The following is an 11,620-nucleotide window of genomic DNA, read 5'->3' on the forward strand; positions in this document are numbered from 1 at the left end:
GCAGCCTTATTTCGGCAGATAGGTCTTGTAAGGCATGTCGTTGATCAGCAGGATCACGCATTCGGTCTCTGACAGGCAGGCGTCGTCATGCATCTCGTTGGCTTTCTGGCTCCAGTAGGAGCCGGGCGGCAACTCGACCTTTGTGGCTTCGCCGCCCTGCATCTGCCAGTGCGCCCAGAGACCCTTGATGACCACGGCGCGGTAGTCCGCGGTGTGGGCATGGACGGGCGCGCGCCAATTGCCGGGAACCTTCAGCAGCGTGCCGGCCGGGCCTTTCGCCCGTTCGCCCCATAACGGGCCAAGGCGCTGCGGCTGGCCCGGCGCTTCGACGGCGTAAGGGATCTTGTCGGCCGGCAGGTAGCTGTTTTCCAGCGCGAAAGCCGGGCTCGACATGATGGCGAGCGCGGCAAGCGAAAGCGATGCGAGATGATTGGGCATGGCGGTTTCCTCCATGATCGAGCTTATGCCGTCTCGACCGGTGAGGAATGACGTGGCGTCCAAAAGACTTGGCAATTCCTCCAGCAGACTGCCTGCCGGATGTCAGGATTACTCCTCGCGACCGGCGTTGCGGAAACGGCTTGGCGCGACGCCCATAACCCGCTTGAAGGCGCGGCTGAAGGAGGCTTCCGAATCGTAGCCCAATCTCGAGGCCGCGACCGAAACCCGCATGCCGTCACGGCTAAGCCATTGTCGCGCCTGGTGCATGCGAACGCGCAGCACGTATTTGGCCGGCGTCTCGCCGACCACGGCGGCGAAGCGTTGCGCAAAGGCCGAGCGTGAGGCGCCCATCATCCTGGCCAGCGCCTCCACTGTCCAGTCGCGCTCCGGCTGCAGGTGGATTGCGGCAAGCACCTTGCCGACATCCGGATTGCGCACGGCGGCGATCCATCCGGTGGCGTCGCCGCAGCCATTCTCCACCCAGGAGCGGATGATGGTGGCGGCGAGCACGTCGGCCAGGCGGGCAAGAATGCCGCCGGAGCCGACCCGGTCCATCGTCACCTCGCCGGCCATCGCGTCGAGCAGATGCTGGATGCCCGGCGCGTTCGCCATCAGCTTATGCGCCTGCATGAGGTCAGGCATCATCTCCAGCAGCGGATGCGAGCCGTCGAGGTTGAAATGCATACTGCCGCAAAACAGCAAGGTCTTGCGGCCGTCGCAGCCGTTTGAGACGTCGTAGATGTTCTCGCACACAGGCTCGATGGTGTAGCGGCCGATCGGCACCGGCGGCACGCCGGGCGCGCTCGCCAGCACATGCTCGTCGCCGCGCGGGATCAGCAGCGCGTCGCCCACCGAGAGCTCGATCCATTCCTTGGCCGGCGAGAACAGCCAGCAGCCCTGCTGTCCGATGAAATGGAAACGCGCGGCCTTCTGCGCCGGGAAGGAAACGGCCCAGGGCTCGCCGAGCACGCAGCGGCCATAATCGACGCCGTCGAGGCGCAGTCCGCGCAACATGTCGGTGAGCGGGTCGCCCGAAGTCTCTAAAACCGATTTGGACGAATTGTAATCCATTTCGGCGTTTCTAACATGGAAACTCCAGATAGTCACTCCCTATGTTGCACTGCAGGCCAAATGTTGCGCTGCAACTCGCCGGAGATTTGGCATGGCCGAGCCCTCCACAGGCGCCATGGACGTCGCTGTCCTCGACAGAACCGAAGCTGAAGAACGAGGTGAGCCTGCGTGGGGCGCAGGCCGCCGAATAGGCAAGCCCTCTCGCCCTTCCGAGTATCGGCCCGGCGGCTCTCAGGAGCGCCGGGCCGACGTCTTGGTGACGGCCGATGCGACCGGCTACCGGTAATCAGGCCGAGCGCCCATCGAACTCGAACACTTCGATGCTGGCGATGTCGACATCGTCGAGGCAGTTGATGTTGATGTAGGCCGTCCGCCCGTCGCCTTCGCCGACGTCCTCGGCAAAGGGATGCATGCCGCAGGTGCGGCAGAAGCGATGCGCGATCTGGCCCTTGCCGAAAGTATAGCGGCCGAGGTCGTCGCCCCAGGCGACCAGATTGAGCTTCTCATGCGGCACGGCCCACAGCAGCGCCCCCTTGCGCCGGCAGATCGAGCAGTTGCAGCGCACCGCGCCGCCGATCTCACCCTTGACCTCGAACGCCACCTTGCCGCAGTGGCAGCTGCCTTTGTACAGCATCAGCATCTTTCCATCGCTGGCAGGGTGCAAAGGCACACTTGCCGGGTTATCTCTTCGCCGGCCAACACCAGGCCGCACGCATAAAAGACGTTACAATTTTGCAAGGCCCGACACCGAAAATGCAATCCATCCGCGACCGTCTCGAAATCATCCTGTCACGTCTTGCCAATCGGGCGGGAGACGAGAGGGTCTATACGAAGCTCTATTCCGAGGCCGCGCGGGCAGCCGCCGATGCGTCCGACGCCCGCCGCATGGCCGGCGTCAGCCTTGGGCCGCTCGACGGACGCATCGTTTCGATCAAGGATCTGTTCGACGTCGCCGGCGAACCGACGACGGCCGGGGCGCCGATCCGCGCCGGCGCCGCGCCGGCGACACGGGACGCGGTAATCGTGCAAAGGCTGCGCCAGGCGGGAGCGGTCATTCTCGGCAAGACCAACATGACCGAATTCGCCTTCACCGCGATCGGCGACAATCTGCATTACGGCACGCCAGGCAATGCCGCCGACGCCAGCCTTGTCCCGGGCGGCTCGTCGTCGGGAGCGGGCGTTGCGGTCGGCGAGGGCACGAGCGACATCTCCATCGGTTCGGACACCGGCGGTTCGGTGCGCATCCCCGCCTCGCTCAACGGCGTCGTCGGCTTCAAGCCGACGGCGCGGCGCGTGCCTTTGACGGGCGCCTTTCCGCTGTCGATGACGCTGGATTCGATCGGTCCGCTTGCCCGCAGCGTCGCCGATTGCGCCATCGCCGATGCGATCATGGCGGGGGAAGAGCCGGTGGCCCTTCAGCCGGTTTCGCTCGCCGGCCTGCGCGTCGGCATTCCGCGCGGCATCTTGTTCGGCGAGACGCAAGCCGACGTCGCCGAAGCTTTCGAGGCCTGCATCGACAGGATCGGGCGGGCCGGCGCCCGCCCTGCCGATTTGTCCATCGACGATCTTATCGCCGAGATGCGGGCTGCCACCAGGCGCGGGACCATCGCGTCCATGGAAGGCGCGGAGGTGCATGCCGATTGGCTGGCGAGCGGCGCCTCGGTGCCGGTCGATCCGCATGTCACCGGGCCATTGACGCGCGCGCTGGCCGTTCCCGCTTCCGCCTATATCCGCACGATCCGCCGCCGCGGCGAGCTCGCGGCGGCCATGGCGGAACGGCTGGAGGCGGTCGATTTGCTGGCATTGCCGACCGTGCCGATGGTCGCGCCCTCCATCGCCGCCATGGCCGGGGACGAAGCGCTGCGCGACAAGACGGAAGGGCTGCTCCTGCGCAACACGCAGGTCGCCAACCAATTCGACCTCTGCGCGATCTCGCTGCCGATGCCCGGCACGAAGCTGCCGGCCGGATTGATGCTGGTGGGCAAGCATGGGGATGATCGTCGGCTGCTGCGCATTGCCGCCGCTGTCGAGGCTTTGCTTGGCCGTTAACTGCGGAGGCCATCAGGATGCAAGTCAGGAAAGGCTGGCCGGACAGAGGGGGTTGCTGTCTCGCCAGCATCTCAGGTCTGCACCGTCGCGATGCTCACCGCGGAACTATTCGCCGACCGGGAAGCGTCGACGGTAGTGCTCGATGACTTCCGGATTGCGCAGGTTGACCGGCAGTTTGCCGGCGAGCACCAGCAGCGCTTCGCCAGCGGCGCCGACGCCCATGCGCATCATCGATTCCTCGGTGATGCCGGCCATATGCGGGGTGACGATGACATTGTCGAAGCCGAAATAAGGATGGTTGGGCGGCAGCGGCTGCGTGGAAAAGACGTCGAGCGCGGCGCCGCCGATACGCCCCTCCCGCAGCGCTTCGATCAGCGCCTCGTCGTCCACCACCGGACCGCGCGAGACATTGATCAGCAGCGCATTGGGCTTCATGCGGCCGATGCGCTCGCGGCTGATCAGGCCGCGCGTCTCCTGCGTCAGCGGGCAGCAGAGCACGATGATGTCGCTTTGCTCGACCAGCGCGTCGATCGACAGGAAGCCGACACGCTCGGGCGCCGGACGCAGGCTGCGCGTGGTCGCCACGACATTGAGGTCGAAGCCGTGCGCGGCGATGTGGCCGACGGCCTGGCCGACCGCGCCGAGGCCGACGATGCCGATCGTCTTGCCGGCCAGCTCGCTGGTCAAGTTGGCGTGCTCGCGCCCGGCAAGCCAGCCCCTGGCGCGCAGGTCGCGGTCCATCACGCGGAATCGCCGCAGCAGCGCAAGGGCGGTGAACATCACATGCTCGGCGACCGAGCGGGCGTTGACGGCGGGCACGTTCGCGACCAGCACGCCGGCGGCGGTCGCCGCCTCGACAGGGATCATGTCCAGCCCGGCGCCATGGCGGATCGCGGCGCGCAAATTCGCCGCGCCGGCAAACAGCTCCGGCGGCAGCGGCGCGCGCACGATGACGATGTCGGCGTCGCGGGCCTCGGTGGTCAGTGTCTTGGCATCGAGCGCGGAAGCGATCGCAAGCCGCCCGGCGCCGGCCAGCATCGCCGTGGCGCGTGAGTGCAGCGGATGCGTCGACAGGATCTTGCGCATCGGCTCAAGCCTTCTCGAGCGCCGCGCTTTTCGGTTCCTTCCCGCGGCCTTCGATGATCCCCTTCCAGTAGCTCTCGGCGCCCTGCAGATGGGCATTCATCAGGGCCTGAGCGAGATTGCCGTCGCGGCGCAGCAGCGCCTCGTAGATCTGGATGTGCTCGGCATGTGAGCGCACGCTGCGTTCGGGATCGTTGAAATAGATCGGCAGGCGCTGTTCGCCCATGAGGTAATAGACGCTGCAGATGTTGTGGAAGACGCTGTTCTTGGTCGCGCGTACGATCTCGAGGTGGAACTCGCGGTCTTCCTTGGCGAGGCCTTCGCCGGCGGCGATGCGCTCTTCGGAAGCCTTCAGGATCTCGCGCAGGCGCTCGAAGTTCTCTTCGGTGGCGCGCGAGCAGGCAAGCTCGGCCGCCTTGATCTCATGGATCTTGCGCAACTCGACGGTCTCGTAGATCTGCACCGGATCGAGCGGCAGGCCGGCGCGGGCAAAAAGCGCCAGCGCTTCCACGCTCGCCTGCTTGGTGTCGATATAGATGCCGGACTTGGCGCGCCGCTCGACGATGCGCATGGCTTCGAGGATGGCGAGCGCTTCGCGGATCTGGCCGCGGCTGACGCCGAAATGCTCCGCCAACTCTCGCTCCGAAGGCGTGCGGCCGGACTCCTTGTCCGAGTTGGAGAAGAGGTAGGCGGCGAGTTCCGCTAGAAGGTTCTTTTCTTTCATCGTCAGATACGTTGCGCGTGCGCCTCCAGGTATCGCTCGGAGATGGTGAATCCCAAGCCAGGCTTTTCAGGGATCGCTATCATACCGTCCTTGGCTTCGACAGTCTCCTCGACGAGGTCGTGGATCATCGGGTTGGCGCCGAGTGAATATTCGATGATGAAGCTGGCGGGCGAGGCGGCACACACATGCAGCCCGGCAAAGAAGCAGGGCGCGCCGGCCCACAGATGCGGCGCGAAGCGCAGGTTGAAGGCGCTGGCGATGGTGCCGATCTTCATCGCCTCGCTGATGCCGCCGCAGAAGGCGGGATCCGGCTGCAAGATGTCGGCCGACTTCAGCACCGCCAGATCGCGGAAGGCGTAGCGCGTCGCCTCGCTCTCGCCGGTGGCGATCGGCGTCGAGCCCGAGGCGCGCACCTCGGCCATGCCCGGCTTGTCGTCGGCGACCACCGGCTCCTCGAACCAGGCAAGGTCGAGATCGGCGGTGAGCTTGATGAAGCGCTTGGCCTCGGCCACGGTGTAGGTGCCGTGCGCGTCGACCATCAGATCGACATCCGGCCCGATCGACTGCTTCGCGGCACGAACGCGGGCTGCCGACACATGCGGGGCGCCATCCATGGCGCCGATGCGCATCTTCAGCGCCTTGAAGCCGCCTTTGGCGATGTAGGATTTCAACTGCTCGCCGATCGCATCGGCCGCGGCCCAGCCGCCCGAGGCATAGGCCTGCATGCGCTCGACCTTGCGGCCGCCGAGCAGCCGCCAAACCGGCTGTCCGAGCGACTTGCCGAGGATGTCCCAGAGCGCGATATCGACGGCGCTGATCGCCGCCACGCTCATGCCGCGCCGCGCCAGCTGCGGCATGGCATGGCCGGCATGTGCGGCCGTCTCATGCCGCACGCCGTTGTAGAGCATTTCCCAGATGATGGCGATGTCGGCCGGGTCGCGGCCGATGAGCTGCGGGCCGATCTCATGGTTGAGCATATGGACGAGCGCGCCATAGCTGCCGGCGCTGCCGGCGGCGTTCTTGCCCTCGCCCCAACCGACCAGGCCGTCGTCGGTGTCTATGCGCAGAATGGCGGCGTCGAACGTCGTCACCTGACCGAAGTCGCTGCGATGCTGCTTCGCGACTTCGATCGGGATACGAACCCACCAGGCCTGGACGCTTTTGATGCGCATTTTGTCCCTTCGGCCCCTCCGCCCACCGGTGGAAGGGACAGGTTTCAATCGGAGGCCTACTTGATCAGCGGCAGCAGCGTTTCGGCGGTGATGCGCATCTGGTCGGTGTAGAATTTTTCCGTGAGCACACTGGAGCCGTGGTCCTGGATGAATTTGAGCTGCTCGGGCGAGATGTCGACCGGATTGCGCTCGACCATCTCCGGATAGGGCGCCGCCGGCGTGCGGTCGACGGGCGCGACGAACTCGTTGGTCAGCGCGCCGTCATAGCCGACTTCCTTCAGCGTGCGCACGATCTTCGGCCAGTCGATCTGGCCAAGACCGGCGGCGAAGCGGTTGTTGTCGGCGACATGGAAATCGAACAGGCGCTTTCCGACCTGACGGATCGCGTCATAGACGTTAAATTCCTCCATATGGATGTGATAGGCGTCGAGGCAGACGCCGCATTCGGGGCTCACCGCATCGGCGAGCGCCAGCGCTTGGGCGCCGCGGTTGAAGAGGTAGGTCTCGAAGCGGTTGAGCGGCTCGATGGCGATCCTGACGCCGACCTTCTTGGCGTGGGTGAAGCATTCGCGCGTGGCATCGACCACCCAGCCCCATTCCTCCGCCTCGGTGCCGTCCGGAACGACCTTGCCGACGGTTGCGGGCACAAGCGTGATGATCTCGCCGTCGAGCTCGCTCACCATGGTGAGCACGTCCTTGACGTATTGCACCGAGCGCTCGCGCTGGCCCTGGTCCTTGGCGGCGAGGTTGCGTTCGCCTAGCATCAGCGTCACCGAACCCCAGCAGCGAATGCCGTGCTCCTTCAGGAGCGCGCGCGTCTCCTTGGTCTTGTACTGCTCAGGCTCGCCTGAAATCTCGATCGATTCGTAGCCGAATTTCTTGATGCGCTTGAGCGTCACCTCCAGCGGCTCCGCCCGCATCCAATTGTGCGTCGAAAGATGCATGGTCTATCCTTCCCAGAATTGGCCTGTCACATTTTGCCGCGGCGCCCCAGCAGAGGTGACCGCGTGATTTCCTCCCCAAGGCGTTGCCAGCATTTTCCTCCAAACTGGTTCGACCAATTGGGCCTGCCATGACCTCTACAGCAAATTTTAATGCGCAGCAAGAAGTGGGCGGCTGAAGCTCTATCTAGCGAGCAATAATCTGATTTTATGAGGTAATTTCGCTTGCCTGTCTGGAAGTTCGCCTCGTATTAGCGGTTTTCGGCCGCTTGACCGAATTCCGGGATTTGGTAATACCAGAATGGCGCAATGCATGGCGCCGACAGGATTGACCAAACAGGCTGGCCCTCACTTCAATCGGCGCTATGCTTGGTCGCGAAAACAAACGAGGGAGGATGCCGATGCCGACGACGATGAAGGGTCCCGGCCTGTTTCTGGCGCAGTTCGCGGGCGACGCCGCACCGTTCAATTCACTGGCTTCGATCACCAAATGGGCGGCAGGGCTGGGCTACAAGGGCGTGCAGATCCCGACGTGGGACGGGCGCCTGCTCGACCTCAAGAAAGCGGCGTCATCGAAGGCCTATTGCGACGAGGTGAAAGGCATCTGCGCCGATGCGGGCGTCGAGATCACCGAATTGTCGACGCATCTGCAGGGGCAACTGGTTGCGGTGCATCCCGCCTATGACGCCCAGATGGATGGCTTCGCGCCGGCCGAGGTGCACAACAACCCGAAGGCGCGGCAGAAATGGGCCGTCGAACAGATGGAGTTCGGCGCCAAGGCATCGCGCAATCTCGGGCTGAACGCCTCGGTGTCGTTCACCGGCTCGCTGGCTTTCCCTTATCTCTATCCCTTCCCGCAGAGGCCGGCCGGACTGATCGAAGAAGCCTTCGGTGAGCTCGGCAAACGCTGGAAGCCGATCCTCGATGTCTATGAGGACAATGGCGTCGATGTCGGCTACGAGATCCATCCCTCCGAGGACGTGTTCGACGGCGCGACCTTCGAGATGTTCCTTGACGCGGTCGGCGGCCACAAGCGCTGCAACATCAACTACGACCCGTCGCACTTCCTGTTGCAGCAGCTCGACTATCTCGAATTCATCGACATCTACCACGAGCGGATCAAGGCGTTCCACGTCAAGGACGCCGAGTTCAACCCGACCGGGCGGCAGGGCGTCTATTCCGGCTACCAGGGCTGGGTGAACCGGGCAGGCCGCTTCCGCTCGCTTGGCGACGGCCAGGTGGATTTCGGCGGCATCTTCTCCAAGCTCACCCAGTACAATTACGATTCATGGGCGGTGTTGGAATGGGAGTGCTGCCTGAAGCATCCCGAGGACGGAGCGGCTGAAGGCGCGCCTTTCATCCAGCATCACATCATCCGGGTGACCGAGAAGGCTTTCGATGATTTCGCCGCCGGCACGACCGACAAGAAGCTGCTGCGCGCGATGATGGGGATTTGACGCTTGCCTTCCCTCCCCCTCGAGGGGAGGGTCGATCCGCGCAGCGGATCGGGGAGGGGTCGCCGGGCGTAGAGCTCGGCACCTACCGACCCCACCCGGCCCTGCGGCCACCCTCCCCTCAGGGAGGGGAAGGGGTATCTCAGACAATGGAGGGACAAAAATGGTCGGCGCATCGAAGTCGGAAGCGGGAGGCGGCCCGATCCGCTATGGCATGGTTGGCGGCGGGCAGGGCGCCTTCATCGGCGCGGTGCATCGCATCGCGGCGCGCATGGACAATGATTTCGTGCTGGTGGCCGGCGCGCTGTCATCGGATCCGGCGCGGGCCAAGGCGTCGGCCGCCGAACTCGGGCTCGATCCGGAGCGCAGCTACAGCTCCTATGCCGAGATGGCCAAGGCCGAAGCCAAGCGTCCCGACGGCATCGAGGCGGTGGCGATCGTGACGCCAAACAATGTGCATGTGCCGGCGGCGAAAGCCTTCCTCGAGGCAGGCATCCATGTCATCTGCGACAAGCCGCTGGCGACGTCGCTGGCGGAGGCGAAGAAGCTTGCCGCTCTGGTCGAAAAGGCCGGCAAGGTCTTCGTGCTGACCCACAACTACACCGCCTATCCGATGATCCGGCAGGCACGCGAGATGGTGGTCAAGGGCATGCTCGGCGACATCCGGATCGTGCAGTCGGAATATCCGCAGGACTGGCTGACCGAGGACCTTGCCGCCACCGGCCAGAAGCAGGCCTCATGGCGTTCCGACCCCAAGCAGGCCGGCGCCGGCGGCGCGCTGGGCGACATCGGCACGCATGCCTACAATCTCGCCCGCTTCGTGTCCGGGCTGGAACTGGACTCTTTGTCGGCCGATCTCGATGCCTTCGTGCCGGGGCGCCAGCTCGACGACAACGTCAACGTCATGCTGCGCTTCAAGCCGGTCGGCAACAAGCATCCGGCCAAGGGCATGATCTGGGCCAGCCAGGTGGCGCCCGGCCACGAGAACGGGCTGAAGCTGCGCATCTACGGCTCCAAGGGCGGGCTGGAATGGGTGCAGGCCGACCCGAACTATCTCTGGTACACGCCGTTCGGCCAGCCGAAGCAGCTGCTCACCCGCGCCGGCGCCGGCGCGATGCCCGTGGCCGCGCGCGTCAGCCGCGTGCCGTCCGGCCATCCGGAGGGCTATCTCGAAGGCTTTGCCAACATCTACCAGGAGGCTGCGCGCGCCATTCGGGCGGCGCGCAGGAAAGGCGGCAAGCCGGCTAAGGATGTGGTCTTCCCAACGGTCGCGGACGGCGTCGAAGGCATGGCCTTCATCGAGGCCTGCGTGAAGTCGTCGAAGAAGAATGGGGCGTGGACGAAATTGTAGTCGGCGACGCGCCCCCTCACCCGGATTGCCAGCCGAATTGCAACAGCAGTTCGGGGCAATCCGACCTCTCCCGGAGGGGAGAGGAGGCGTTGGCGCCTATCTTCTCTCCGGCGGGGAGAAGGTGGCCGCGAAGCGGCCGGATGAGTGGGAGTGGCGAGACCGGCGGTGCAATCAGCCGGCCGTCAGAGGGAGGGGGTGTCGATGAAAATCGGCATGTGCATGTTCTTGTGGACCACCAGCGTCTCGAAGAAGCACGAGGCGCTGCTCAAGGATATCAAGGCGACCGGCTTCGACGGCGTCGAAATACCGGTCTTTGTCGGGGCGCCTGACGACTATAAAAAACTCGGCGAGATGCTCGACCGCATCGGACTGGAGCGCACCGCGGTCTCGGCCATGGGCGATCCGGCGATGAACCTGATCTCGCCGGATGCCGCGACGCGCAAGGCCGGCATCGACTATATGAAATGGGCGATCGACTGCAGCGCCGCGCTGGGCGCGGAGACGCTCAGCGGGCCGCTGCATTCGACGCTCGGCGCCTTTTCAGGCAGCGGGCCGACGGCGGCCGAAAAGAAGCGCTCGGTCGCCTCGCAGCGCGCCATCGGCGACTATGCCGGCAAGAAGGGCATGACCATCGGGCTCGAAGCGCTCAACCGCTTCGAATGCTATCTGGTGAACACCATGGCCGATCTGTCGGAGCATATCGACGCGATCGACCGGCCACACATCAAGGCGATGTATGACACGTTTCATGCCAATATCGAGGAAGCCGACCCGATCGGCGCCTATACGAAGCATCGCCGCAATGTCGTCCATATCCATATTTCGGAGAATGATCGCGGCGTGCCGGGGCGCGGCAACATCCCGTGGAAGGAGACTTTTTCCGCTATCCGCAAGAGCGGCTATGACGACTGGCTGACCATCGAGTCGTTCGGGCGCTCGCTCAAGGATTTGGCGGCGGCGACGAAGGTTTGGCGCGATTTCGCCGAGAGCCCGGAGGCGGTTTACCGCGAGGGGTATCGGCATATCAGGGATGGGTGGAAGGCTGCCGCGTAAGCCCCCTGCGCCTGATCCATTTTCTATTTGCATCGGCAAACGGTTGCCAGGTGGTTCCCCCACTCCGTCTCGGCTTCGCCGAGCCACCTCTCCCCCCCTCCGGAGGGAGAGGAAAGGGAGCCTGGTGGCGCCGGGAGAGGAAAAAAGCCTCGGCCTTAGAGACAGGCGGCTCGGATATCCTGGCGCCTTTCCTCTACCCCGTCGATCGGGCATATGCGCTAAGATAGCTTTGGCATGGCTTGAAATTTGCGCTTTCGAGGTGGCTCGCGCCAACGATGTCGCAA

The 11,620-nt window shown here is 64.7% G+C and carries 11 protein-coding genes; 4 read left to right on the forward strand and 7 right to left on the reverse strand.

The genetic code is table 11. From position 1 onward, the window contains the following. Positions 1-6 precede the first annotated feature (6 nt). The 3 genes from LB528_RS26325 to LB528_RS26335 form a co-directional block, all read right to left on the reverse strand. Complete coding sequence (locus tag LB528_RS26325) at positions 7-438, reverse strand: DUF4437 domain-containing protein (RefSeq protein ID WP_224716840.1); 432 nt, start codon at positions 436-438, stop codon at positions 7-9. A 108-nt stretch (positions 439-546) separates the two neighbouring features. Next, on the reverse strand, positions 547-1,509 hold the full coding sequence (locus LB528_RS26330) for an AraC family transcriptional regulator (RefSeq protein ID WP_224716841.1): 963 nt from the start codon (positions 1,507-1,509) through the stop codon (positions 547-549). 286 nt (positions 1,510-1,795) lie between these two features. Then, positions 1,796-2,143 carry a GFA family protein gene (locus LB528_RS26335; RefSeq protein WP_224716842.1) on the reverse strand — a complete coding sequence of 116 codons (348 nt, stop codon included), beginning with the start codon at positions 2,141-2,143 and terminating at the stop codon, positions 1,796-1,798. Positions 2,144-2,262: 119 nt separating this feature from the next. Between LB528_RS26335 and LB528_RS26340 the strand changes: the two genes are divergently transcribed. After that, positions 2,263-3,558: an amidase gene (locus tag LB528_RS26340; protein ID WP_224716843.1), complete on the forward strand. Its 1,296-nt coding sequence runs from the start codon at positions 2,263-2,265 to the stop codon at positions 3,556-3,558. Between the two features lie 105 nt (positions 3,559-3,663). Here the strand turns inward: LB528_RS26340 and LB528_RS26345 are convergent, their stop codons facing one another. From LB528_RS26345 to LB528_RS26360, 4 genes are read right to left on the reverse strand one after another with little or no spacing between them, the layout of a single operon-like run. Then, entirely contained in the window at positions 3,664-4,644 is a 981-nt protein-coding gene (locus LB528_RS26345) for a hydroxyacid dehydrogenase (RefSeq protein WP_224716844.1), read from the reverse strand. Positions 4,645-4,648: 4 nt separating this feature from the next. After that, entirely contained in the window at positions 4,649-5,365 is a 717-nt protein-coding gene (locus tag LB528_RS26350) for a FadR/GntR family transcriptional regulator (RefSeq protein ID WP_224518333.1), read from the reverse strand. A 2-nt stretch (positions 5,366-5,367) separates the two neighbouring features. Continuing rightward, a complete protein-coding gene (locus tag LB528_RS26355; protein WP_224716845.1) occupies positions 5,368-6,537 on the reverse strand; it encodes a mandelate racemase/muconate lactonizing enzyme family protein in 1,170 nt (389 codons plus the stop codon). 56 nt (positions 6,538-6,593) lie between these two features. Then, positions 6,594-7,481: a sugar phosphate isomerase/epimerase family protein gene (locus LB528_RS26360; RefSeq protein ID WP_224716846.1), complete on the reverse strand. Its 888-nt coding sequence runs from the start codon at positions 7,479-7,481 to the stop codon at positions 6,594-6,596. A 398-nt stretch (positions 7,482-7,879) separates the two neighbouring features. Between LB528_RS26360 and LB528_RS26365 the strand changes: the two genes are divergently transcribed. The 3 genes from LB528_RS26365 to LB528_RS26375 all read left to right on the forward strand — a co-directional run bounded on the left by LB528_RS26365 (position 7,880) and on the right by LB528_RS26375 (position 11,336). Then, positions 7,880-8,935 carry a sugar phosphate isomerase/epimerase family protein gene (locus tag LB528_RS26365; protein ID WP_224716847.1) on the forward strand — a complete coding sequence of 352 codons (1,056 nt, stop codon included), beginning with the start codon at positions 7,880-7,882 and terminating at the stop codon, positions 8,933-8,935. Positions 8,936-9,095: 160 nt separating this feature from the next. Further along, positions 9,096-10,283: a Gfo/Idh/MocA family protein gene (locus tag LB528_RS26370; RefSeq protein WP_224716848.1), complete on the forward strand. Its 1,188-nt coding sequence runs from the start codon at positions 9,096-9,098 to the stop codon at positions 10,281-10,283. 201 nt (positions 10,284-10,484) lie between these two features. Further along, a complete protein-coding gene (locus LB528_RS26375) occupies positions 10,485-11,336 on the forward strand; it encodes a sugar phosphate isomerase/epimerase family protein (protein ID WP_224716849.1) in 852 nt (283 codons plus the stop codon). Positions 11,337-11,620: the final 284 nt, after the last annotated feature.

Source organism: Mesorhizobium sp. CA4 (assembly GCF_020165075.1).
Lineage (GTDB): Bacteria > Pseudomonadota > Alphaproteobacteria > Rhizobiales > Rhizobiaceae > Mesorhizobium.

What these genes read in the sequence shown, in the direction of transcription:
- LB528_RS26325 (WP_224716840.1), bottom strand. Translation starts at nt 438, where the DNA reads ATGCCCAATCATCTCGCATCGCTTTCGCTTGCCGCGCTCGCCATCATG.
- LB528_RS26330 (WP_224716841.1), bottom strand. Translation starts at nt 1,509, where the DNA reads ATGGATTACAATTCGTCCAAATCGGTTTTAGAGACTTCGGGCGACCCG.
- LB528_RS26335 (WP_224716842.1), bottom strand. Translation starts at nt 2,143, where the DNA reads ATGCTGTACAAAGGCAGCTGCCACTGCGGCAAGGTGGCGTTCGAGGTC.
- LB528_RS26340 (WP_224716843.1), top strand. Translation starts at nt 2,263, where the DNA reads ATGCAATCCATCCGCGACCGTCTCGAAATCATCCTGTCACGTCTTGCC.
- LB528_RS26345 (WP_224716844.1), bottom strand. Translation starts at nt 4,644, where the DNA reads ATGCGCAAGATCCTGTCGACGCATCCGCTGCACTCACGCGCCACGGCG.
- LB528_RS26350 (WP_224518333.1), bottom strand. Translation starts at nt 5,365, where the DNA reads ATGAAAGAAAAGAACCTTCTAGCGGAACTCGCCGCCTACCTCTTCTCC.
- LB528_RS26355 (WP_224716845.1), bottom strand. Translation starts at nt 6,537, where the DNA reads ATGCGCATCAAAAGCGTCCAGGCCTGGTGGGTTCGTATCCCGATCGAA.
- LB528_RS26360 (WP_224716846.1), bottom strand. Translation starts at nt 7,481, where the DNA reads ATGCATCTTTCGACGCACAATTGGATGCGGGCGGAGCCGCTGGAGGTG.
- LB528_RS26365 (WP_224716847.1), top strand. Translation starts at nt 7,880, where the DNA reads ATGCCGACGACGATGAAGGGTCCCGGCCTGTTTCTGGCGCAGTTCGCG.
- LB528_RS26370 (WP_224716848.1), top strand. Translation starts at nt 9,096, where the DNA reads ATGGTCGGCGCATCGAAGTCGGAAGCGGGAGGCGGCCCGATCCGCTAT.
- LB528_RS26375 (WP_224716849.1), top strand. Translation starts at nt 10,485, where the DNA reads ATGAAAATCGGCATGTGCATGTTCTTGTGGACCACCAGCGTCTCGAAG.